The 23,764-nt window shown below is 61.6% G+C and carries 17 protein-coding genes, 1 tRNA gene and 3 pseudogenes; 12 read left to right on the plus strand and 9 right to left on the minus strand.

The window, feature by feature from the left end; translation table 11 throughout:
- From BP737_RS07520 to BP737_RS07530, 3 genes and pseudogenes are all read right to left on the minus strand, one after another.
- A pseudogene (locus BP737_RS07520) lies at positions 1 to 466 on the minus strand (alpha/beta hydrolase); the annotation flags it as partial.
- A 79-nt stretch (positions 467 to 545) separates the two neighbouring features.
- On the minus strand, positions 546 to 1,133 hold the full coding sequence (locus tag BP737_RS07525; protein ID WP_292406567.1) for a nitroreductase family protein: 588 nt from the start codon (positions 1,131 to 1,133) through the stop codon (positions 546 to 548).
- A 52-nt stretch (positions 1,134 to 1,185) separates the two neighbouring features.
- On the minus strand, positions 1,186 to 1,467 hold the full coding sequence (locus BP737_RS07530) for an acylphosphatase (protein WP_292406568.1): 282 nt from the start codon (positions 1,465 to 1,467) through the stop codon (positions 1,186 to 1,188).
- Between the two features lie 202 nt (positions 1,468 to 1,669).
- On the opposite strand from BP737_RS07530, the gene BP737_RS07535 reads away from it, so the two are divergent.
- Positions 1,670 to 3,418, plus strand: coding sequence for a PAS domain-containing protein (locus BP737_RS07535; RefSeq protein ID WP_292406571.1), 1,749 nt, complete (start codon positions 1,670 to 1,672; stop codon positions 3,416 to 3,418).
- Here BP737_RS07535 and BP737_RS07540 read toward each other — a convergent pair.
- The gene (locus tag BP737_RS07540) at positions 3,415 to 3,780 is read right to left on the minus strand and encodes a type II toxin-antitoxin system PemK/MazF family toxin (protein WP_292406574.1); all 366 of its coding nucleotides are present in this window, start codon (positions 3,778 to 3,780) and stop codon (positions 3,415 to 3,417) included. The two genes, BP737_RS07535 and BP737_RS07540, sit on opposite strands and share 4 nt — an antisense overlap.
- Positions 3,781 to 3,906: 126 nt before the next feature.
- Complete coding sequence (locus BP737_RS07545) at positions 3,907 to 5,877, minus strand: copper-translocating P-type ATPase (RefSeq protein WP_292406577.1); 1,971 nt, start codon at positions 5,875 to 5,877, stop codon at positions 3,907 to 3,909.
- A gap of 472 nt (positions 5,878 to 6,349) precedes the next feature.
- On the opposite strand from BP737_RS07545, the gene BP737_RS07550 reads away from it, so the two are divergent.
- Positions 6,350 to 8,662, plus strand: coding sequence for a PAS domain S-box protein (locus tag BP737_RS07550; protein ID WP_292406580.1), 2,313 nt, complete (start codon positions 6,350 to 6,352; stop codon positions 8,660 to 8,662).
- Positions 8,663 to 9,008: 346 nt separating this feature from the next.
- Positions 9,009 to 10,832, plus strand: a complete 1,824-nt coding sequence (locus BP737_RS07555) for a PAS domain S-box protein (RefSeq protein WP_292406583.1) — start codon at positions 9,009 to 9,011, stop codon at positions 10,830 to 10,832.
- An 85-nt stretch (positions 10,833 to 10,917) separates the two neighbouring features.
- Here BP737_RS07555 and BP737_RS07560 read toward each other — a convergent pair whose 3' ends face one another.
- Together BP737_RS07560 and BP737_RS07565 are read right to left on the minus strand one after the other, a co-directional pair.
- Positions 10,918 to 12,033: a glycosyltransferase family 2 protein gene (locus BP737_RS07560; RefSeq protein WP_342686076.1), complete on the minus strand. Its 1,116-nt coding sequence runs from the start codon at positions 12,031 to 12,033 to the stop codon at positions 10,918 to 10,920.
- 12 nt (positions 12,034 to 12,045) lie between these two features.
- A complete protein-coding gene (locus BP737_RS07565; RefSeq protein ID WP_292406592.1) occupies positions 12,046 to 13,527 on the minus strand; it encodes a glycosyltransferase family 39 protein in 1,482 nt (493 codons plus the stop codon).
- 326 nt (positions 13,528 to 13,853) lie between these two features.
- Here BP737_RS07565 and BP737_RS07570 point away from each other — a divergent pair, with 326 nt between their 5' ends.
- From BP737_RS07570 to BP737_RS07580, 3 genes are all read left to right on the plus strand, one after another.
- A complete protein-coding gene (locus tag BP737_RS07570) occupies positions 13,854 to 14,486 on the plus strand; it encodes a hypothetical protein (protein ID WP_292406595.1) in 633 nt (210 codons plus the stop codon).
- Between the two features lie 159 nt (positions 14,487 to 14,645).
- Positions 14,646 to 14,717 (plus strand) — tRNA-Arg (locus tag BP737_RS07575).
- 241 nt (positions 14,718 to 14,958) lie between these two features.
- On the plus strand, positions 14,959 to 16,032 hold the full coding sequence (locus BP737_RS07580; RefSeq protein WP_342686077.1) for an NAD(P)-dependent alcohol dehydrogenase: 1,074 nt from the start codon (positions 14,959 to 14,961) through the stop codon (positions 16,030 to 16,032).
- A 405-nt stretch (positions 16,033 to 16,437) separates the two neighbouring features.
- Here the strand turns inward: BP737_RS07580 and BP737_RS07585 are convergent, their stop codons facing one another.
- A complete protein-coding gene (locus tag BP737_RS07585) occupies positions 16,438 to 16,914 on the minus strand; it encodes a hypothetical protein (RefSeq protein ID WP_292406600.1) in 477 nt (158 codons plus the stop codon).
- A gap of 421 nt (positions 16,915 to 17,335) precedes the next feature.
- Between BP737_RS07585 and BP737_RS14780 the strand changes: the two are divergent.
- The 5 genes and pseudogenes from BP737_RS14780 to lon form a co-directional block, all read left to right on the plus strand.
- Positions 17,336 to 17,917: pseudogene (locus BP737_RS14780) on the plus strand (alpha/beta fold hydrolase); the annotation flags it as partial.
- Positions 17,839 to 18,252: an alpha/beta fold hydrolase gene (locus BP737_RS14785; RefSeq protein WP_394339215.1), complete on the plus strand. Its 414-nt coding sequence runs from the start codon at positions 17,839 to 17,841 to the stop codon at positions 18,250 to 18,252. The pseudogene BP737_RS14780 and the gene BP737_RS14785, both read left to right, overlap by 79 nt.
- A gap of 60 nt (positions 18,253 to 18,312) precedes the next feature.
- Complete coding sequence (locus BP737_RS07595; protein WP_292406606.1) at positions 18,313 to 19,104, plus strand: CPBP family intramembrane glutamic endopeptidase; 792 nt, start codon at positions 18,313 to 18,315, stop codon at positions 19,102 to 19,104.
- Between the two features lie 78 nt (positions 19,105 to 19,182).
- On the plus strand, positions 19,183 to 19,602 hold the full coding sequence (locus tag BP737_RS07600) for a MarR family winged helix-turn-helix transcriptional regulator (protein WP_292406608.1): 420 nt from the start codon (positions 19,183 to 19,185) through the stop codon (positions 19,600 to 19,602).
- A 36-nt stretch (positions 19,603 to 19,638) separates the two neighbouring features.
- Positions 19,639 to 22,044, plus strand: coding sequence for an endopeptidase La (lon, locus tag BP737_RS07605; protein ID WP_342686079.1), 2,406 nt, complete (start codon positions 19,639 to 19,641; stop codon positions 22,042 to 22,044).
- A 354-nt stretch (positions 22,045 to 22,398) separates the two neighbouring features.
- Here the strand turns inward: lon and BP737_RS07610 are convergent.
- Positions 22,399 to 23,223: pseudogene (locus BP737_RS07610) on the minus strand (DNA-methyltransferase); the annotation flags it as partial.
- On the opposite strand from BP737_RS07610, the gene BP737_RS07615 reads away from it, so the two are divergent.
- Entirely contained in the window at positions 23,120 to 23,710 is a 591-nt protein-coding gene (locus BP737_RS07615) for a DUF1579 family protein (protein WP_342686080.1), read from the plus strand. The pseudogene BP737_RS07610 and the gene BP737_RS07615 sit on opposite strands and share 104 nt — an antisense overlap.
- The last annotated feature ends 54 nt before the right edge of the window (positions 23,711 to 23,764 follow it).

Consider the following 23,764-nt stretch of genomic DNA (forward strand, 5'->3'; position numbering starts at 1 on the left):
CGACGGCGACGGCGACGGCGACGACCGCCCGAACCGCCGGGTCGCCCGCCGCCTGGATCGCCACCGCTCCCCCGAACGAGTACCCGACGAGCCCGATGGCTGAGATGCCCTGACTCTTGAGAAAATTCATACCGAGGACAGTATCGACGACCGACTCCACGAGGCTGGTCGGACTCCGGCAATGCACCCGGACCGTGCTGATCCTGTCGTTTCGGAGGTCCTGCGCCAGCCGCGGATAGAGGCCGCGTGCAGGGGTATCGAACTCGCCGCCGGCCCCTCCAACCATAACGACACCGTTCCGGGCTTCCTTTGCCGCGTAATAATGGCAGACGGTCGTCCCCCGGTCCGTCTCGATCTCGACGAGATCGTAGACCTCGCCGACCTGCGGTATCCTTTTGACGTTCTTCGGGTGCACCTCGACACTCGTTTTGTCCGCATCTATCTTAATCGCAACCGTTCCGAGCATGGGAGGGAGGTGGATATCGTGCTATTTGTCCTTTGCGGCGGGTCCCGCACGGACGCCGTTATGACGCCAATCGCGGGCGTCAGGGGATCCACGTTATCCGGGGCTCCCGTCGTTCCCGTTTCGGCTGCAGAGGAGCAGGGTAGCCGAAGATCAGCGGCGCCACAATTTGGTGGTCGTCCGGGACCTCCAACGCCGCAAGGAACTCCGGGTTCTCCTGGATGAGAGCTGCAGAGCCGATCCAGCAACTGCCGATGCCGAGCGCCCAGGCGGCAAGCATCATATTCTCTGCACAGAGTGCACAGTCAAGGATACTTGAGGCGACCCCCCGGTCCCCGAGTACCAGGACCAGCACCGGGGCGTTGTAGAAAATGTTGAACTCCGGAGTCGTGAGCGCCGCAAGGAACTCCTCCGTCCCGGGGCGTGCCTCCTCGCCGATCCTCCCCGCGAGGAGCGGTTTGCAGTAGTCCGACATCCTCCGCATCAGGCCCCGGTCCCTCACGACCACAAACTGCCAGGGCTGAAGACCAAGAGCAGTCGGGGCCTGGACACCCGCAGCGATGATCGCCCGGATGGCCTCGTCCGGGAGATCGCGGTCGGTGTAGTTCTTGACGCTTCGGCGCTCCCGGATCACGGAGAGGATCTCGACCGGTTCAATATCCTTCAACATGGGCCTTCATTGGAGGCCTGCCGGTATTTATGCCTGTGGGGCAGGACTCTTCCTATTTTCCTTGCCGGATGGAGAAGCCGTCGAACTCCCCGGAGTGCTCCTCCCGGGTTGCCTGCAGGTCATCGACCCGTGCCGCGGCCGGACCCCGGCGGCAGAACTCGACCATCCGCTCAACCGACTCCCGGTCCCCCTCAAAGACAGCCTCCACACGGCCGTCGGGGAGGTTCCTTACCCAGCCGGTGACCCCCAGATCCCGGGCCTCGTCCTCCACAGCCCATCGGAACCCGACGCCCTGTACCTTTCCACTGACCGTCACGTGCATTCGCACCGCCATATACAGAGTTCAATAGCGGAAGGTCTTATCAACTCCGGTCACCGGAACCGGTTCTTCCGCCCGGACCGATGGCCGGGTTCGAACCACCGGGGGCAGGAATGCTGTAAAATCCCCACTGAATCATCGGCAAACCGGATGACAACCTTTTTTGCTCCCCTGGAGCACAACCACTACGGCGACTGCACTTTGGCGCCGGTGGGACATGACGGACTCGCATCACAATGGGATATCCTACGATACCGAGGTGCTCAACGCTTTCGGCGACGGTCTTCTCGCGGTAGGCAACGACCGAAAGGTTCTCTGGTACAACCCGGCTCTCCTTCGAATATTTGATATCCAGCAAGAAAATGTTCTCGAGACGGACGTACGCTCGTTTTTTACCCGTCACCTTCTGCCGGCCGTCGAGGATGAGGCCTCCGCACGCCTGCTCCGGGAGGCCCTGGAGACCGACGCGGACATGCCCCCTATCTTTTGCCGTGTCCGGACACCCGGCGGCACCTGGCGCTGGCTCTCGATCTCGGACCTTCCGGTCCCGGCCTCCATCGGTCACCGGCTCCTCAGGGTCCGGGACGTCACCGCAGAACGTGACGCGTACCACTTCAAGACCGCGCTTGACGGGTCGCCGATGGTCGTCTTTGTGCAGGATGAAAACCTCCGCTACACCTGGTCGTACAACCAGCAACTGGGTGCCACGGATGCATCCATCATCGGTATGCGGGACGAGGAAGCCTTTCCCGGCAACGCCGCTCTTCTTACCGCGCTCAAACGTCGGGTCCTTGAAGCGGGAGAGACCGTTCGAGCGGCGGTGCCGTTCTCCGTCGCAGACGGATCTCGTGTTCGGGACCTGACGCTGAAGCCGCTCCGGAATGCAGAGGGGAACATTTTCGGCCTTGCCGGGACGGCCTTTGATGTGACCGAACGGAACCGGGTGGAAGAGGCGCTCCGGGAGAAGACGGAGAAATTGAAGAAACGGATGGACGAACTCCAGTGTCTGTACACCGTCGCACACCTTGTTGAGGTGCCGGGAATGACGCTTGTCCGGCTCCTGCAGGCGGTTGCCGACACCCTCCCCTCGGGCTGGCAGTACCCGGACGATACGGCAGTGCTGATCCGGGTCGACGGGCGGGAGTTCCGGCGGGGCGACCCGGATGCGACGCCCTGGAAACAGGAGAGCCCGATCATCGTTCACGGTACGCGGGTCGGTGAGGTTGAGGTCCGGTACCTCCACGAGAGACCGGAGGCGGCTGAAGGACCGTTCCTGCCGGAAGAGCGGATGTTGCTTGACGCCGTCGCGGAGCGGCTCGGTCGTATCATCGAACGGCTGCGGACAGAGACGGCGCTCCAGGAGAGCGAGGAGCAGTTCCGCGGCATTGCCCAGCGGAGTTTCGATCTCATCGTTACGTCGTACCTCGACGACGGGATGAACTATATCTCGCCAGCGATGAAGCGCATCCTCGGCTACTCGCCCGGGGAGATGATCGGGACGGAATGGGAGGATTACCTCCTCCCTTCAAGCCGTCCGGTCTGGGAGGAGGGGCGCCGGAAGGTGCTCCGGGGTGAGCTGGTCGAAGGGCTCCAGGTATGGGGCAGGCGAAAGAACGGAGAGACTGCCATACTGGAACTGAACGTGTCGCCGATCATCGAGCAGAAGAAGATCGTGGGGTTTCAGGCCATCGGCAGGGACATCTCCGAGCGAATCCTCTACGAGCGGCTCCGGCAGCAGGCGTTCGATATGACCGAGCGCAACATCGCGCAGTTCGCTATTCTTGCCGACCACGTCCGCCACCCGCTCCAGGTGATCATGGGGGTTGCGGACCTGCTCGACGACGAAGAGTCCGCGGAAAAACTCCGGGAGCAGGTCAGGAGGATCAACGCGCGGGTCCTCGAGCTCGACCGCGAGTGGATGGAGTCCCGGCAAATCCGGGAGTTCCTGAAGCGATACGAACTCTAATAACGAAACCGCTTCCCCTGATGGAGGGGGCGGTGCATCGTCGGCATGGCCTCACGAATGGCGGCAAGCGTCCCGGGAAGCAGGGTGCCTTTCTTCCCGACGACATCCGCCGGCCGGATGACGGCGGGGTATGCGGTCAGGGCGTAACTCTCGGTGAAGAGGTCGAGCCCGCCCCGGGCGAAATCATCGAGCGAGAGGGGGATCGAGATCCCGTCGGTGGACGGGCTGCTCGATACCGGGCAGATGACGAGGTTTCCGCTCTCTTCTGCAGTCACGACCACCACCGGGCGCACCTTCCCTTCGCCGGTACCGCCGATGCGTACGGAGGCCAGAACGACGTCGCCGCCGTTGTAACGTCCCATCGCATACAGGTAGACCTGCGGGAACCATAAGAGGATACGGTTGCATGCAGGTGAGCCGGGTAGATAAGCGAGGATAAAGGAGGATACGACCCCTCCGATGCGCTGGTATGGTGCCGCTCTCTTTCCCTATACCCGGAGCAGTCGGGCGTTGATTGCGACGATCACGGTGCTTGCGCTCATCAGCACCGCCCCGGCCGCGGGAGTGAGAACGATACCGGCGCCGGAGAGCACGCCGGCGGCAAGCGGAATGGCGACGGCGTTGTAGCCGGTCGCCCAGAGGAGGTTCTCGACCATCTTTCGGTAGGTCTTCCGCGCAAGTTCGACGATCGTCACTGCATCCCGGGGATCGTTCCTCACGAGGACGATATCGGCGCTCTCCACGGCTACATCGGTCCCCGCCCCGATTGCAATCCCGAGGTCGGCCTGCACGAGTGCGGGTGCGTCGTTGACCCCATCCCCCACCATCGCCACCCGGTAGCGCTCCTGCACCTCCCGGACCTTCTCGGCCTTCTCGTGGGGGAGAACCCCGGCGAAGAACTCGTCGATGCCCAGTTCCCCCGCCACCCATGCCACGACGTCGTGGTTGTCGCCGGAGAGCATCATGCACCGGATGCCCATCTCTTTGAGCCGACGGACCGCCTCCGCCGACTCCGGCCGGATGGTATCGGCGAGCGCGAGCGCCCCGACGAGCCGGTTGTCTTCGAGCAGGAAGACGACGGTCTTGCCCTGCTGCTGGAGCGGTTCGATCCGTCCGTTATCGACTGCTATGCCCTGCTCTGCAAGGTAGCCGGGGCCGACTACTTGAACAATGCGACCACCGACCGTTCCCTCGACCCCGACTCCCGGGATAGCCCGGAAGCCCTCCACCGGAAGCGTTGAAAGCTCCTGTTTCTCCGCGCTCCGGACCACTCCCCGGGCGATCGGGTGTTCGGAGTGCGTCTCCACCGATGCCGCCGCACCGAGTACGTCGTCCTCTGCCGCGCCGTCGAAGGTGAGAACATCCGTGACCCCGAACCTCCCCTCCGTCAGGGTCCCGGTCTTGTCGAAAAGAACTGCCTGGAGGTCATGCGCACGTTCGAATGCGTTTCGGTCCCGGATCAGGAACCCCGATTGGGCGGCAAGGGCCGTTGAGACCGCGATCACGAGCGGGACGGCGAGGCCGAGCGCGTGGGGACAGGCGATGACCATCACGGTCGCGGCCCGCTCCACCGCAAACCCTGTACCTTCTCCGAGGGCGAGCCATACCGTGAACGTCACCGCACCGACCGCGAGCGCAATTGCCACCAGGAAGAACGCCGCCCGATCGGCGAGGTCCTGGGCCCGGGACCGGCTTTCCTGCGTCTTTCGTACGAGGTCGATCACCCGGGCAAGGTAGGTCTCCGCACCCATCCTCCGGACCTCGACGACGACCGAGCCCTCACCGTTGATCGCCCCGCCGATGACTTCACTGCCGGGACGCTTCCCGACCGGCCTTGACTCACCGGTGAGCATCGCCTCGTTGACGCTCGTTGCTCCTTCAATCACCACGCCGTCCACGGGCACCTTCTCCCCGGGACGGACGAGGACCCGGTCGCCCGGCATAAGCCGGTCCACGGGCACGTCCTCGGTCCCGCCGTCCCGGATCCGGTGCGCCTCCGATGGCATGACCCTGACCAGTTCTTCGAGCGCCCGGGACGCCCCGAGGACCGAACGCATCTCCACCCAGTGCCCGAGAAGCATGATATCGATCAGGGTGGCGAGTTCCCAGAAAAAGCCCTCTGTGCCGACGATACCGAAAACGACCGCCGAACTGTAGACATAGGCGACGGTGATCGCGACGGCGATGAGCGTCATCATGCCGGGCGTCCGCGCCCGGAGTTCGCGAACGATGCCGGTAAGAAACGGCCAGCCGCCGTAGAAGTACACCAGGGTCGCAAGAGCAAAGAGGAGATAGTCCGAGCCCGGGAACACGATGGTGACCCCGAGGAGCGCCTGGACCGGCGCTGAGAGCAGGAGGATCGGGACGGTGAGCAGGGTCGAGACGATAAACCGCCGCCGGAAGTCCTCGATGGCGTGATGGTGGGCGTCCGCACGGTGCATTTCGTGGTCGTGGTCCATCTCAGTCCCTCCGCCGCTTCCGGTAATCCACGTTGTCGGTCTCGCCCTGCACGTAACGCTGCCTGTACATCTCCCTCACCCGTGTCACCCGTATCCACTCACGGCGGGAGGCAGGCTGCAGGAGACGTAAACCTATCGGTTACCCGTGGAGAAGCCGGAGGCGGCCGTACCTGGCCGTTCTCATAAGGAAGGTCGGCGGGACCTGCTGAACAGCCCCGTATGGCGGGGGAAATGGACAGATTTATATATTCCGGGAAAGAGCATACTACCCGTGCTCGTATAAAATCACCAACAGGGATTATAGAAACTTCAGAATATCCCTAATATGGTCCGGATTCGCTTGAGATGTGTGGGAATAGAGTATTCCCTGTGAAAATGGAATTCCTCCAAGGATAAAGGAAGGTGGTCCCGGCTGATACACAGGTTCACACGCGCGGATGGCGATCTCCCCGCGCTCGCCGCCATCCTCGACGTGCTCGACGAGGGGCTGCTCGTCGTCGGCCCCGACAACCGGGTAGCCTGTGTCAACGGGTATCTCCGGCACATCCTCGGCATCGATCGGAAAGAATTTTCCGGAGCCGAGGCGGATGAGTTCATCCGCCGGAACCTGGTGCCCCGGATCGCTGAAGAGCCGTGCAGGGCGGCGATCATGGAGTCGCTCTCCGGCCGTTCACCGGCTGCCGATGTCCTGTGTACGTTGCGATCGCCCGACGGCGGGGAAAACAGGGTCCGCTGGTCGTGCAGGGTTGTCGATGAGGGACTGTTTCGGGGCGTGCGGGTCATCCGCCTGCTGTCCGAACCCGCCGCTCCCCGGGAAGCGCCACTCCTCGGAACCTCCGGGTGGAGAGGGATTGATGATATTCTGCGGCAGAACGAAGGGTGGTATCGGTTTCTTATCGAGAACCTGAACGAAGGCATCGGGCTGATTGATAGAGAGGGCGCTCTGGTCTTTGCCAACCAGAGATTGGCCGATATCACCGGTTGCCCGGTCGCCGAACTGGTCGGGCTGCCGGCCACTCTCTTCGTCGATGAAAGAGGTGCCGGGTGTCTGGGAGAGTACCTGCAAAACCCGGATAAGAGTTCCCATGAAGTCTATGAGGTCGATCTGATCCAGAGAGCCGGTGCCCGCGTCCATACGCTGATAACAACCGCCCCGATAATCGATGCCGGCGGCACCTGCCGTGGATTTCTCGCCGGGATCCAGGACGTCACCCTCTTGAAGCAGATGGAAATGAAACTCCGGGAGAGCGAGGAGAAATACCGCTCGCTTGTCGAACTTTCCGCCGAAGCGATCCTGATCCACCGCGGCGGGAGGATCGCCTACATCAACCCCGCCTGCATGCGGCTTCTCGGCGCGTCACACGCCGGGGAGATTATCGGGAAGGCAGTCCTTGATGTCGTCCATCCGGAAGCCCGGGATGCTGTCCGGTCGTTCGGTCTGCGCAACCTCCGGGGAGAGGTTACGCCGCTCGTCGAACTGCTGGTTGTCCGGCTTGACGGGAGGACGGTTCCCGTCGAAGGAAGGGGCACACGGATGCTCTTTGAGGGCAGGCCCGCGGTCCAGGTCGTTATGCGGGACGTCACCCACCAGAAGCAGGTGAAGGAGCGGCTGGAGGCACGAAACCGCCATCTCCTGCTGCTGAACAGGATCATCGGCACCTCGGCGTCGGCCCGAACGCCCGCGGAGTTGATGGAGACGGCGCTCAGCCAGACGATCGACCTCCTCGGCTATGATTGCGGTGCGATCTACCATCTTGATGCCGTCAACCGCGGAGAGGCAGCGCTCCAGTACCAGCAGAACATGCCGGATGCCTGCCTGAAGCGAGCGGAAAGCATCTTTGCGGAGTCATGTGCCGGGAGTCTCGCCGCCGGTCTTCCGCACTACCTTGAGCATGATCGGCACCGGAGCACCTCAACCTCCCGTCTCCTCCGGGAACTCGGCCTTGCTGCACTTGCCTGTATCCCGCTTATCGTCGAGTCCGATGCCGTCGGAGCGCTCCTTATCGGGAGCCTGGACCGGGAAACGTTCTCGTCCGAAGAGCGCGGGCTCCTCGAAGCGGTCAGCCGGGAGATCGGGGCCGGCATCCTCCGGGGAATGCTTTATCAGAGGCTTGAGACGGCGAACCAGGAGGCAAACCTCTACCTCGATATCCTCACCCACGATATCCGGAACGCCGACAACATCGCCAGCATCTACGCCGACCTGCTTATCGATGAACTCGATGGAGAACCGGCCCGGCACGCCCGGAAATTGAAAGGCGGGATCAAAAAAAGCATCGAGATCACCGCAAACGTCGCCACCATCCGCAAGATCCACGAGAACCAGGCCGGGCTTGCGCCCTGCGACCTCGATAAGATTGTCCGGGACGAGATCGCCCACTATCCCGACCTCTGCATTCATTACACCGGACTGTCGGTGCAGGTCCTCGGCGACGACCTCCTGCCCGAAGTCTTCACGAACCTGCTCGGCAACACCGTAAAGCACGGCGGGCCGGGTGTCGAGGTCACGGTGACGGTTGAGGACCGGGACGAAGAGACCGTTGTCGTCACCATCGCCGATAGCGGACCCGGAGTCCCGGACGACATGAAGGAGACGATCTTTTTCCGGTTCGAGCGGGAAGGCGGCAGAAGAGGAAGCCAGGGCCTCGGCCTCTCGATCTGCCGGCTGCTTACCGCACGCTACGGCGGGAGGATCTGGGCCGAGGACCGTGTCCCCGGGCGCCCGGAAGAGGGGGCGGCGTTTCGGTTCACCCTCCTGAAGGCCAGAGAGGGCAGGAACGCCTGAGCCTCCTTCGAAGTCGCCTCCGGCGGAGGCGGGTGTTGTCCGGGACCCCGAAGACGGCGATGTCCCGCCTCCGGTTGCTCTGTGATTGTCCGGCAGGGCGAGCGTCTTCCTACGTATATGAGGCTTTGGCTATGTCCATATAGGTAGTTTGGGCGCACACCTCTGCCTGCTTTCCCCGTGACGCTTCCGGAAACAATACCGGGGCAGAAGGCCGCCCATTCACCGAGCAGAACACTTATGAAGACATCACCCCAAGTGATCGGAAAGACTACCCGTCCACGGCATACCTGAGTACCGGCCAGCATACCGGTTACCCTGCCCACTTTCCCGAAGCAGGACTGAAACGATGTCTCCGCCTACAACGCCCCCGGACAAATCGGAAGGCCCCGATCGGTCTGCCATCGCAGACGATGCCACGGACCGGCAGAGAGCGCAGGAGGAGACGCTCCGGGATCAGAAAACCGACCAGGACCGTCGGATACGGGAACTCACGACACTCTATGCCATCAGCGGCATCGCAGAACGGCCCGGGATATCGATTGACGAGGTCCTCACGGAGGTTGCCGCCATCCTTCCCGCCGGATGGCCCAACCCGGAGGATGTCGTCGCCCGGGTAGTAGTCGACGGCCGGGAATACCGGTCGGCCGGGTTTACCGAGACGCCCTGGCGACAGGAGAGCCCGCTTACCATCCACGGCCGGGTTGCCGGAAGGGTGGAGGTATGCCATCGTCACGGACAGCCCCGGGAGGACGAGATACCGCTCCTCGCCAACGGACGCCACCTGCTCGACGCCGTCGCCGGGAGGCTCGGCCGTATCATCGATCAGATACAGGCGGACGAGGCCCTCGGAAGAAGCGAGGAGAGATACCGCCTCCTCTTTGAACAGATGCTCGAAAGTTACACCCTCTATGAGGTTGTCCGTGATGACGACGGGAGTCCCGTCGACTACCGTCTTGTCGAGTTGAACGAGAAGGCGGCCGAAGTCTTCGGCCGCGGCCGGGAGGAACTGATCGGGCGGCGGCTCTTCACCATCTTCCCGGCGATCGCGGAGGGCGCCCGCGCCCTCTACGGGGAGGTCTCGGAGACCGGTATTCCGGCGCAGCGGCGGCTGCAGGAGCCCAGGACCGGGAGATGGTATGACCTGCACATCTTCCGCCCGCAGGAGGGGCGACTGGTCGTCACGGGGCAGGACATCACCGAGCAGAAGAAGGTTGAACTCGCCCTCCAGAAGAGCGAGGAACGGTTCCGGGGGATCTTTGAGCAGGCGGGGACCGGGATCGCTCTCATCGACCCGACGGGGAGAATCACGGAGGTAAATCCGGCGTTTCTCTGTATGTTCGGCTACGGCGAGGGTGAACTGAAATCCGTACGGTTCCAGGACCTGGTCTACCCGTCCGACAGGAAGGAGACCTCCCGGGAGAAACGTTACGTGACGAAGGACGGCAGGATCATCTGGGGGCGCCTGACTACATCCCCGCTCCACGACTCCGGAAAACAGGGGCTCGTTATCGCGATGGTGGACGACATCACCGAGCGCCGGGAGATGCAGACCGCTCTCGCGGAGAGCGAGGAGCGGTTTCGTAAGATCGCCCAGCGGAGTTTTGATATGATCTACACCTGCTACACCGACCGCGGGATCACCTACATCTCTCCAGCCGTAACGCGGATTCTCGGCTACACGCCCGATGAGATGATCGGCGAGCAGTGCAGCGACTACGTCCTTAAAAAGACCCGCCCGGACTGGCAGGAGGCCCGGAAACGGGTTGCCCGGGGCGAGTCCGTCGAGGGGCTTCTCGTTGAGCTCCGCCGGAAGGACGGAACGGTCGCGGTCGTCGAGATGAACGAATCGCCGATCATCGAGGACGATGCAGTGGTCGGCGTGCAGACCGTCGGCCGGGACGTTTCGGAGCGGAAATGCTATGAGGATATGCGAAAGCAGGCGTTCGAGCAGATCGAGCAGAACATCGAGCAGTTTGCCGTCCTCGCGGACCACATTCGTCTGCCCCTGCAGGTGATCCTCGGCATGGCCGACCTGATCGGCGACGGAGCAGCGCCGGAAAAGATCCGCGAGCAGGTGGAGCGGATCAACGGGATCGTCAGGCAACTCGATGAGGGCTGGGTTGAATCGCGCGAGATCCGGGAGTTCTTGCGGAGAAACGAACTGGTGTAACGTTTTCCTCCGGAGGACGGTTATCTGGAGCACAGGACGGACAGACTCTCCTTTAAATCATCAGGGATCGAGAACCCCGGTGTCTCTATGCCGTTTTCCATGTATAGTGCCGGTTTACCCCATAGTTCCAGGCAAACGCGAGAAAGATCCCCACAAGGTTTGCGATAAGATAGTAGATCCCGAAAAAATCCGCGAGGAGATAGAGGACGCTCATATTGATGACGAGTCCGCCCATCGAGACCGCCTGGAACGACCCGAACCTCTGGATCTTCCGCTCGAGCCTGAGGTCTCCGGCAGCCCCGAACGTCCAGAGGTCGTCCCAGATGAAGTTGTTCACGATGGAGAGTTCGATTGCGATTGCTGCAGAGATGAGGTAATAGAGACCGGCAACCCCGGTCAGGACGTAAAGGAGTCCCATGTTGACGAAGATCCCGGAGAGCCCGACGAGACCGAACCGGAGGATTCTTGTCCATTCCGTCCAGGCCGGCCCGGCCCGGCGCGCGACCGAGAAGAGGACGATGCCGGCGCATTGCCGGAGGTAATCCGTCATCGTGTCGGCCCGCAGTTTGCTCTCTCCCTCCTCGCGGTCCTTGAAGACGAACGGGACCTCGACGAACGAGCGCCAACGGCCCTTGCCGAGGACTTCCATCAGGATCTTGTAGCCCCGGGGCGAAAGGGGGGCGCCGAAGACGACCTCGCGCCGCACGGCAAAGAACCCGCTCACGGGGTCGGTGACCTCCGGAAAGAGGAGACGACCGAGTGCTGTGGCCCCGAACGATATGACCCTCCGCGCAAGCGGCCACTCTGCGATCTCCCCGCCCTTCATGTACCGGCTCCCGATGGCGATATCCGCACCGTTGCGTATCGCCTCGTAGAAGCGGGGGATAAGTTCCGGCGGATGTGAGAAGTCGGCGTCGATGACCTGCAGGACCCCCGAACGCGCCTTCCCGAACCCTTCGACGACCGACCGGGAGAGTCCGTGGTCCTCTCTCCGGACGATCAGCCGTACGTTCCCGCTCCGGCCGGCGATATCCTGCACGATTCCGATCGTGCGGTCCGTTGAAGAGTCGTCCACCACCAGGACCTCGCCGCGGATGCCGTTTTTCGAGAACACTTCGTCAATCGCTTCGATGATCGCGGCGATATTCTCCTCCTCATTGAAGGTCGGGATGATCACCGAGAGGTCGTAGGTTTCGGCCATCGAGTCCTCCGTCTAGGCCGATGTGAAGAGGTAGATCTCCGTATGCTGTCCGGCAAACTCCGTGTTCTCTTTGAGCCAGTCCACCGCGTCCCCGGTTGGGTCTGCGGCGAAGATATCGGGAGTCACGATATAGAACACCTGTTTTCCGGGGTGCCGGTCACGGATAGCCGCGAGGTCCGCCCCGGTCGTTGCCCCGACTTCGAGGGTCCGGTCGGTCGCGTTGCTGTAGTAGTAGTCGAGCGGTTGCACAATATAGGGCGGCAGCACGACGACCAGATCGCCCTCCTCCGTCATCTTGCCGAGTTCTGCGGAGAAACTCCGCCAGTCGTCCTTCTGGGGCGTCGTGTAGTAGGTCGAGAGAAATGGGAGGCTGATGGCCGCTGCCGCTATCACGACGAGGTAGACCGCACGTCGGTCCCGGACGAGGGCGTAGAGCGCGGGGTACGCCAACGCGATCCCGACGAAGTAGACCGGGAGGAGATAGATGAGGTAACGCGGGACCATCGGCATCCTCGAAGAGAGAACGAGGCTTGCCGCCAGCGGGAGGACCATCATGAAGATGAGGAGGAGCGCGCCGTTCTGGTCCTCACGCCAGGTGTACGCGACGCCGAGCAGGAAGAGGAGGAGGAAAGGTATCAGGATGAGGTCACTGAACCCCGATATCTGGAGAAATGTCTGATAGACGACATCGAACCCCTGCACGCCGAACGTCGGGGCGGCCGAGGTCCTGACAAGGAAGAGATTGACCGTGACGACGAGCAGAGGGAGGCTTGCGGCGGCGAAGACGATGATTGAGAGGAGCGGGTGCCCTGCGTTTCGGATGTTGCTCCGGATAGCGCCGGCGCGGGTGACGAGGGCGTGGAGGATGAGGACGGCGACCGGTACGATGGCGTAGAAGTGCATCCAGAAAGCGACCGCGGAGAAGACCCCGAAGAGGACCCAGGAGCGGGTCTCGTCCGACCGGCCCGCGCGGATGTAGATGAACAGCGCGAGGGAGAAGAAGAAGAGCATCGGGGCGTATGCCCGTGCCTCCTGGGAGTAGAAGAGGTGGAAGGGCGAGAACGTGAGGAAGGCGGCGGCGATGAGCCCGACGTTTCTGTCCCGGAACTCCTTTCCGATGAGGTAGACAACCGGGATCGTCAGAACGCCGAGGAGCGCGGGGAGGAGACGGAGCACGAACTCGCTCTCCCCGAAGAGGAGCATTCCGTGCTCCAGCCAGTAGAAAAACGGCGGATTGAACTCGCCGCCGGCTGTGCTCTCCCAGATGCCGATGAGCGATTGCCGGGCAAATCCCAGGGTCGAGGCCTCGTCGAGCCAGAGGGAGTTCCCGCCGAGGTCGTAGAACCGGAGGAGAAAACCGACGGTCGCGAGGCCGATGAGAACCAGCAGGTATCTGCTGTTTTTGACGGACGCAACGATTGCATCGAGGGCGGACGCACCCGAGTGTGCTGGTGCGGGAATGCTGGCATCGAGGTCCCTCCCGTCATCATACATACGGGCCTCGCGTTCGCTGAAGGCATGTAAATCTTTTCCCTGTCATCCGGGAAATTGTGGGTGACGGACGTCAGGTATACGCCGTACAGGACCCCGACACCGTGACGGGGTCTCTCTCACTCTCACTACACCGTTGCGGATGGCCGGCCTCGAAAGGAACGTTACTCTCTTTTTACGGACGGCCGTTTCAAATGCCGAATAGATATATTACCTAACTGTCCCGCTTTGGGCTATAAAATGCAACACACACATATTCTAAGGATAAAATATTTCTTCAACGATTTGAGAATAAAAGCATAAATATCCCCTTGCATAACCCCACTACGATGAACAGCGTGTATAAATCGTTCATTATATCTGCGGTGATAGTCCTGGTCCTCGCATCCGCCGGGTGTGAGGAATTGCCGTCCGGCGGAGACTTCGGCGGGTCCGGCTCCCTTTCGCCGGAGACAGAGGAGACACCGGAGAACAATCCGGGGTATCTGGTCCCGGCAACCCCTTACCCCACCGCAACAGGCGGTATGGCCAGCCCCACGCTCAGCAAGTCACCGGCGGTCACGCCGACGTCGGACCCTTATGTGACCCTCTACAACCAGACGACACCGTTCAATCTCACTCATTCGACGGATGCCTTCTCTTTTGACCTGACCGCGCCTCCGCTCCTCATTGACTTTACGGTGGAGCCGAAGATGGTCGAGCGGGAGAAATACGGTACAAGCGACTACGGCAGCAAAAAGGAAGGCGTCTTCAAGCAGCGTTATCCAAGCGAAGATTCGTGGTTTACCGTGACGGTCAGGGACCGGGAGTCCGGCGAGATTGTGGCCGAGAACGGATTCGGGAAACTTTTCAGTACCGATACCCATAAAGAGGTCTATATCGGTCGGTCTGGAGACTACCTGATCCAGTTCTCCGGAAATGAGGTGACGGTGCATATCCTGGTGCGCGCAGGAGGGGTTTAGGTCCCAGGTGCCGCCCCTTCAGGAACCCGGCCTCTATCGCTGTAAATCCCGGTACCTGCCGCCTCCTGCTCCCCTTCTTTACAGTGTTTCGTCCTTCCCGGTGAGCAATCCTTTTTAACCAGAACAACCCAGATAGTAGGGAAAGGCACTCCTTCCTGTGTCCCGGTAGGGTAGTGGATATCCTAGAAGCCTGCGGAGCTTTTGACCCGGGTTCAAATCCCGGCCGGGGCGCTTTCGGTTTTTCATTTTCGACCCTGTGAACTCCTGTTTCTGAAATTGAGCCCCGTTCGTTGCTATCCGATACGATACCGTCTCATCGGCCGGGCCCCGGTGCGTCCTCCAGAAACCAGCCGCATGGGGCGCCTCTGTCATCCCACTGATGAAGACGGAGAACGGCGGAGGTCCGGGTTCACCACCGGACCCTTTTTTATAGTAGCACGGTGATAAGCCCCGGATCGAGAGTGATAGGAGCATGAAAGGCCTGGCAATGTTGCGGATCGGAGAGATCGGATGGATCGAGAAAGACAGACCCGCCTGCGGTCCAAGGGACGCTATCGTTAAACCACTGGCGCTGGCGCCCTGTACCTCCGATATCCACACCGTCTGGGAAGGAGCAATCGGAGACCGGCATAATCTCATCCTGGGGCACGAAGCGCTCGGGATTGTGGACGAAGTGGGAAACGAAGTCAGAGATTTCAAACCCGGCGACCGGGTCATTGTACCGGCCATTACTCCGGACTGGGACTCGGAAGCCGCCCAGCGCGGGTTCCCTTCGCAGACCGGCGGGCCTCTCGGGGGCTGGAAGTTTTCAAATTTCAAGGACGGGGTGTTCGCTGAATTTTTCCACGTGAACCTGGCGGATAACAACCTCGCGCATCTGCCGAAGGGCATGTCCCCGGAAGCAGGGGTTATGCTTCCGGATATGCTCAGCACCGGTTTCATGGGCGCCGAAAACGCGCGAATCGAGATCGGGGCTACCGTGGCGGTCATAGGAATCGGACCGGTCGGCCTCTCCGCTATCGCCGGTGCAAAACTACGGGGGGCCGGAAGGATATTTGCCGTCGGCACCCGGCCTGCCGCCGTTACCGTAGCGAAGGAATACGGGGCTACGGATATCATCAGTTATAAGGATGGGGATACCGCAGACCAGATCCTTGATCGGACCGGCGGAGCGGGCGTTGACGCCGTGATCGTCGCCGGCGGCAGTCCTGATATTCTCATGGACGCGGTGAAGATGGCGAAAGCCGGGTCCGTGATCTCGAACATCAACTACTTCGGAAAGGGGGTCGGGGAACAGGATATCCTACCCATTCCCCGTGCCGGGTGGGGTTTTGGTATGGCGAGCAAAGATATCGCGACCGGACTCTGCCCCGGCGGGCGGGTGAGAATGGAGAGGCTGGCCGAGGTGGTGATGCACGGGCGCATGGACCCCGCACTCATGGCGACGCACGTCTTCAAGGGTTTCGATAAACTGGAGGAGGCCCTTCTCCTGATGAAAGAGAAGCCCAGAGACCTGATTAAGCCGGTCGTTCTCGTGGAGCAGTGATACCCGAAGGATTCTTGTTGTCCGGTACTTCCCTGCGGCCTCTCGTCCCGGGTGCATACTCCCGGAGAAGGGAGCACCGCGACTCCCGTACGGGCCGTTCTCCCCGGACCGGGCACATCGGGCGTGAGGCCGGAACTCAGGCCTGCCGCGGTCCAGGGGAAGCTTCCGGCGACATTATGGGAGTAGAACAGCACCCGCCGGAGCCGTCCGGAGGTAACGCCTCTTCTGCATGCTTGAACGGAAGATCCGGAATCTTTCCTGGAAGGAATCACGCCAGATGCCGGATCTCTGCCGTAATTATAAAGAAATACATATGAGAGGTGGAATCGCGAAGCCTGTAAAGAGCGTGCTCCCATCTATAGGAGCATGCCCCCGACTGAAGTCGGGGGTAGTTGACGGTACCTTCTATTCTCCCGTATTGCACAACGATCTCACGGAGTAGATACCCCGTGAAATATCGCGCGATATGCGAGAGGGGCTAATACCGACATCCTTCTGGACTTTTATCCGGATAGTCCCCGGATCCAACGGACGGACGGTAATATTGTACCTTCCCGTTGCTTCCACCGAAAAGCCGGGGTGATAGGGAATATACTCCCCTTCCGGATGCATGAGTTGAAATGTATCTTTGAAAATGGTCTGCGAACCGTTTCTGATTGTTACCTCTACACTTTCCGGCCCAAGCGCATCGAGAACCCATACCTGGTATTGTGTGTCTTTTACGAGGTCGACCTGAACGTCGGCATCGCGGGATATATCGGCGCAGAATATCGTATCTCCACAGAAAAAATAATGGTAACCCGCCGTAATCAAGACTATCAAAGCGAGCAGGATTATGTAATCCATTATTTTTCCATTGCGGGGCTCTTCTGATGAGATCATTCTCTTCAGGCTCTTCTCCAGAGAACGCAATTATTCCCTGAGGCGATAACCCTTTGCTTCCATGGAGTGCGGTTGCCAGAGTACCATGATGTGATTCGTCCCCCGGTACTTACGATTCAGGAGGAGAGCGATGCGGGCGGTAAAAAGGCGGGGCCGGAGACCGGTATCAGGCTGAGACCGCCGTGAGGCTTCTGTGAAGGGATAGGCGGGCGGGATCGGGATACACCGAAAAACTCATGCTTAAAACCGATATATCCGTTGCCCGTACCTCGTGGTGGCCGGTATGCCTTACGGCCACGACTGGGCGGTATCCGACGTGACCGGAGGAGGGTGTATTCTTATGGCTGACTTCCTGATCGTTCTCATCCTGTCCGGTATCGCCATTGCGGGAGCGGCGATCACGCTACGCTACCGTAGCGTTATGCGTGCCGTCCGGGAGCGTATCGAGAGCCTGGGGAGCCGGGTGGTCCGGACGGACTGCGGACCGATCGAATATGCCCGGGCAGGGTCCGGGTACCCGGTGCTGGTCGTCCACGGCAATGCGGGCGGGTTCGACCAGGGGTTGATGCTCGCCGACCGGTCCATCGGCCCGGAGTTCCAGGTCATCGCGGTCTCAAGGTTCGGCTACCTCGGCTCGCCCATGCCGCCGGAGGCAAGCGTAGCCATCCAGGCGGATGCCTTTGCCTCTCTGCTGGACTCTCTCGCCATCAAGCAGGCAGCCGTCGTCGGCTACTCGGCAGGGTCCGTCTCGTCGATCCAGTTTGCCCTGCGCCACCCGGAGCGTGTCTCGTCTCTCATCCTTGTCGAGCCCGTCGCACCGGGAAAGGGCCCGGTCATGCCGAAGCCTATATTCACCGTCTTCTTCCGGAACGACTTCATCTACTGGGCAACGATTACCTGTTTTCGGCAGGTCGTGCAGGGGGCATGGGCCGGTGTTCCCGGGGGAAAAAGACTCACCCCGGGGGAAAAGGCCGAAGTCAGGTCGCTGTTCGCGAGCCTCCTCCCCGTCAGCGCCCGGGTCGACGGAAATTCTTTGAGATCTATGTCTCGACCCCCGGACTGCTCAACGCCGATAAGGGCAACGAATATCCGTTCGGCAGGATCAGGGTGCCCACGCTGGTGGTCAGCGCCGTGGACGATCCGCTGGCTCTCCACGAGAATGCCCGTGCCCTGGCGGAGAGAATCCCGGGTGCTCGCCTCCAGACCCTGCCCGGCGGCGGCCATATGCTCCTCGGGCAGTACGGAACAGTTAAGCAGGGGATCGCGGAGTTTCTGCACAATAACGTGGCTTCGCTGCAGCAACCCCGCGAAAGTGCAGGGAGAGAGGGTCATGACTGAGGGCAGGACGACGACGGCAGCCTCGGGCCGCTACGCCCCCGTGCCGGAGGTCGGGCGGGCATGAACGGCGGTCCATCCGTTACAAGATCGCCCCCGGCGTTCTTTCTCCTGACTTTTGTCCTCTCCGTCCCGTTCCTGCTGTTTGCCCGAACACCCCTTCCGGGGCCGTTCAACCTCCCCGCAAGTTCGCTCATGTTCGTCTGCCCGTTTATTGCGGCCTCGATTCTGGTCCGGCGGGAGGAGGGGCCCGGCGGTGTCACACGGCTGCTCGCGAGAGTCGGCGACTTCCGGAAGATCAGAACGATCTACCTCCTCACCATCATCCTCCTGATGCCGGGGGTCATGTTCCTCTCCTACGGCGTCATGCTCTTTCTGGACCGGCCGCTCCCTGCCGATCCGTACGTACTGTATCTCATAATCCCGGTCTTCGTTCCCCTCTTCTTCATCGCTGCCGCAGGTGAAGAGGCAGGCTGGATGGGGTACGCCGCCGATCCCCTGCAGGAGCGGTGGAGCGCTCTTGCGACCGCCCTGGTCCTCGGGTCGGTCTGGGCGGCATGGCATCTCCTCCCGTGGCTCCTGCTCAACACTCCAGTCTGGGCGGCGGGGCAGGCTCTCTTCACGCTCGCGCTGCGAATCATCATCGTCTGGATCTACAACAATTCCGGGAGAAGCGTCTTTGCGGCGACCCTCTTCCACACCATGACGAACGTCAGCGAGTTCTCGTTCCCGAACTACGGCTCGCATTACGACCCGGTCGTCTCGGGTGCGATCACGGCAGCGATTGCCGTGGTTGTGACGTATCTCTGGGGCCCGAAGACGCTGGCCCGGTTCAGGTGGCGTTCACAGGAATAAGACCGATCTTTCTTCAAGCAGGCACCGGACCGCAACATTTTTAATTAGGTATAACAAAACTAACAATAAGTGTCGGTTATGGCGGCGAGAAGAGAGCACCTGTTCGAAGTGTTTAACTGCCTGATCGCCATCAAAAAAGAGTGTTCCAGTCAGATCTTTACAGAATGCGGTCTTGTGGATATAACGGTGAAGCAGGTCGCCTACTTGAGAGCAATCGACGAGCACACAGACGTAACGTTCAGCAGACTTGCCGAGATCACCGGGACCTCAAAGCCCACCGTCACGGAGATGATCAATAAATTCGTGCGGATGGAGTGCGTGTACAGGGAACGGTCTTCAGCCGACGGGAGAATCGCGTACATCCGTCTGACCCGAAAGGGGCGGATGATAGCAAAAGCCGAACAGAACACTTTGAACCGGATGATCGAGAGGATGATACAATCGCTCGACGATGATGATGTCGACCGCCTGATTGAGATCCTTGGAAAGGTCAGATAATTTTTGGCCCGGGATAGTTAGGATAATAAAAACTAAATGATTGAGAGAACCATGCACTCGCCACTACCAGATATCACTGCCAGAGAGACCATGGTCATACCGCTCTTTGAGGCCGTGGTCTATCCAAAGAGCCGGACAAAGTTCAAGGTCGACGCGGCCACCGGAAAGGCGCTGCTCACCGCGGCGAACGGAACCGAACCCGTATACGCGGTCGGGCTCTCCATCCGGAGCGGCACGGACCCAAAAGCGGTCTCGCCCGAGACGCTCTACCCGACGGGGAGCCTGCTTGAGATAGCGCACGTGCAGCCTGCGGATGACGGCTACCTGATCTTTGGAGAGGCCGTCATGAGGGTAAAGGCCGTTCGCCTCTCTGCGGCGGACGGGCTCTTCTCCGCCGTCTGCGAGCCTGTTCTGGATATACCGGACCTCGACGAGGAGACACAGACCAGACTCCTCGCGGACAGCCGTGCGGTTCTCCGCGAGATCAGCGACCACTTCCAGGGCTCCGAACAATTCACCCGGCCCATCGAGAAGATGGACTCCATCGACCAGATCATGGGGTTCGTCATGCCGTTCCTCCCGGTGGACCTTGCCGATAAGCAGGAACTCCTCGAAACGGCCTCTGTCCGGGGACGCTACACGAAGTTCCTCGACCTCCTGGCCCGGGTGAAGGAAGGCATCGAGGTCCGGATCGATGTGGCCAGAAAGACGTCCGAGAAGGTCAACAGGGCGAATCGGGAAGCGATGCTCCGGGAGCAGCTCAGGGTTATCCAGGAAGAACTCAACGGAGACGACGGCGCTTCCGGCAACGACGGATACCGGGAGCGGATCGAGCGCTCGACGATGCCCGAAGAGGTGCGGAAGAAAGCGCTCGTCGAACTGAAGAAACTTGAAACGGGCGGCAGCCAGCACCACGAGAGCCAGGGGATCCGGAATTACCTTGACCTCCTGCTCGACCTGCCCTGGACGGTCGAGGAGAAGAAGGCGATCGATATTGAGGAGGCCCGGCGCGTGCTCGACAGCAACCACAACGGTCTTGAGAAAGTCAAGGAGAGGATCATCCAGCACCTGGCGGTCATGAAACTCAAAGAGGAGAAACAGGGCTCGATCCTCCTCCTTGCAGGCCCGCCCGGCACCGGGAAGACGAGCCTCGGAAAGAGCATCGCCGACGCCCTCGGCCGGAAGTACGTCCGGATCAGCCTCGGCGGGATCAAGGACGAGGCGGAGATCCGGGGGCACCGGCGGACCTACGTCGGGTCGCTTCCCGGGCGGATCATCCAGGGCATGAAGCGGGCCGGGACGAAGAACCCCGTCTTCATCCTCGACGAGATCGACAAGCTCGCCTACTCGAACTCGGGGGACCCGGCAAGCGCCCTCCTCGAGGTCCTCGACCCCGAACAGAACAGCACGTTCTCGGACCACTACCTGGAAGTCCCCTACGACCTCTCCGACGTGCTCTTCATAGCGACGGCGAACTCCCTCGCAACCATCCCGGCGCCGCTCCTCGACCGGATGGAACTCATCGAGATCTCGGGCTACACGAAGAACGAGAAGTTCGCCATCGCAAAGGACCACCTTGTCCCGAACACCCTCGAAGAGCACGGCCTCACCGCGGATCAACTCAGGTTTGAGGACGAAGCCCTGACGGCGATCATCGAGAACTACACCCGCGAGGCCGGAGTCCGGGCGCTCAAGAAGCAACTCGCCCGGACCGCACGGTTCGTCTCGGAGAAGATCGTATCGGGGACCGCCGATCTCCCGTTCGTGGTGACGGCGGATCTGCTCCCTGCGATCCTCGGGAGGGAGACGGTCCGGCAGGACGTTGCCCGGAAGGAGAACCCGCCCGGCGTCGTCACCGGGCTCGCATGGACGCCGGTCGGCGGGGACATCCTCTTCATCGAGGGTACGTTCATGCCCGGCAAAGGGAGGCTCACGCTGACGGGCCAGCTCGGCGACGTGATGAAAGAGTCCGCACAGATCTCGCTCAGCCTTGTCCGGTCGCGGTTTGCGGCCGGTGCAGCAGGGTTCGACTTCGCCGGAAGCGACATCCACATCCACGTGCCGGCGGGGGCAACCCCAAAGGACGGCCCCTCGGCGGGCGTGACCATCTTTACGGCCCTCGCCTCCCTCATCACCGGGAGAGCGGTTGACCCGACGACCGCCATGACCGGGGAGGTGACGCTCTCCGGCGCCGTCCTTCCGGTGGGCGGGATCAAGGAGAAGGTCCTCGCCGCACACCGGGCGGGTATCAGGAAAGTCATCCTGCCGCAGGAGAACGAGCAGGACCTCCAGGACGTGCCCGAAGATGCCCGGCGCGACCTCGCCTTCGTCCCGGTGGAGACCGTCGAGGAGGTCCTCCGTGAGGCGCTCGGGGTCGACCTCCCGCGGCCCGCCGTCGTGCCCTATGCCGGCCCCCGGTTCGTCCCGGCGCACAACCTGTGAGCGGGGCGGCCCTTCACCCCCGCCGCCCGGCCTTCCCGACTCCCTTTTTTTAAGCATCCTCTCGATGCCCCACCGGCCCCGACCAAGTTCTTCCTCCAGCACCTCCACGGCGCCCCGTTTTGTCATCCCGGACTCGATCAGCCGGGTGAACCGGTCCGTCAGCGCCGCTGCATCGTCGGCAGTCCAGGGTTTGCCCCGGTTCCCCGGCACGCCGGTCCGGGGAGCCCGGAGCGATGAGAGCAGGCAACCGCGTTCGACGTCCCAGAGTTCCTTTACCTTCAGGTCGAAGACCGGCCGGGAGATCTCAAACCCCGTTGCCCGGCGGTTCAGGCCGATGGCCGCCCTCGCCGTCGAGAAACCGCCAAGGAACAGGTCGCAGATGAGGTCCCCCTCGTTGCTGCTGTACTGCAGCATCTTGACGAGCAACTCCATAGGCAACTCGTTCTTGTTCTTTGCCTTTCCGGGTTTGTACTCGCGATTGATGGTCCAGACGTCTTCACGGTCCCGGTAGTTCAGCGACCCGTTCCGTGGGGACTTCTCCCCGGTCCCGTACCGCGACTCCAGGTTGAACGTCCGTTCGCCGCCGGGTTTCTCGTAGAAGAGGATGTGGTAGTGGGAGGAGACGTATTTCCGGCTGGTGTAGATCCCGAAGTTGTACTTCCAGATGATGTGGTTGACCTCCCGGAGCCCGGTCTCGCGCAGGGCATGGAGGACCTGATAGAGATTTGTGTAGCCCGAGACGATGTAGATCGAGCCCCCCGGCCTGAGGATGCGTTCGGCTTCCTGTATCCAGTTCCAGAGGATCTCCCCGTATTCGACCGCCGGGACCTCGACATACCCCCCGACGACGAAACCCTCGTCCCGGTTGTAGTGCCGGTGCAGCCGGTCGCCGTTGATGCCGTAGGGGGGGTCGGTGATGATCAGGTCGACCGTATCGTTCGGGATATGCTCCCTTGCCCCGACGATGCAATCGCCGTTGTAAAAGATGTTGCCGTTTATTTCCACAGACCTCATGATCCTCTCCTGCGGCACCCGTCGCGGCTCTATGGAGGAGTATAGACCGTCATGGACTATATTGGTTGTACAACGGGCCGGTTTTTGTGCGGGGGAGGAGGCCCGTGCGGCAGGAGTCCGCGCCGGGGAGGCGATCGGAAACATACTTGGGATCGCGGTGCCCATCAGGGCCTGCTGGAGGGATTACGGCATGCAGCAACTGACGGAGATGGGCCGGCTCAGGGATCGATTCGTGGGGGAGTGGGATATCGAGGTGAACCTCTCCATGCCCGACGGCAGCGTCATGAAGGGCCGGGGCACGGCCGCGGTTCGGGAGGCTGCCGGCGGTGAGGGCATCCGGAGCGACCTTCGATTCACGCTCGATGGAAAGCCTTACACGGAGACGGATCTCTGGCGTTATGAACCTGAAGAGGAGACGATCCACATGATCGGATCGGGCTCCGACGGGACCGTGCACGACCACGCCGGCGGGTGGAAGGATGCCGACACTCTGGAACTGCACTGGCAGGGCCGCGAGGGGGGACAAGAGGCGAAAGAGACGATCACGGTCGCGTGGGAGTCCCCCGACACCGTCCGCATCCGGTCGGAGACGACGGTGGACGGAAAGCCCGGACCGGTCATGGACTCGGTGGGACGAAGACGGAAGGGGTAGGCGGTTCGGGCCGTGGGTCGGTGACGGCCCGTATCCGCGATGACCCCAATTCCC

The organism is Methanoculleus sp. UBA291 (assembly GCF_002499755.1).
In the GTDB taxonomy this organism is placed as follows: Archaea; Halobacteriota; Methanomicrobia; order Methanomicrobiales; family Methanoculleaceae; genus Methanoculleus; species Methanoculleus palmolei.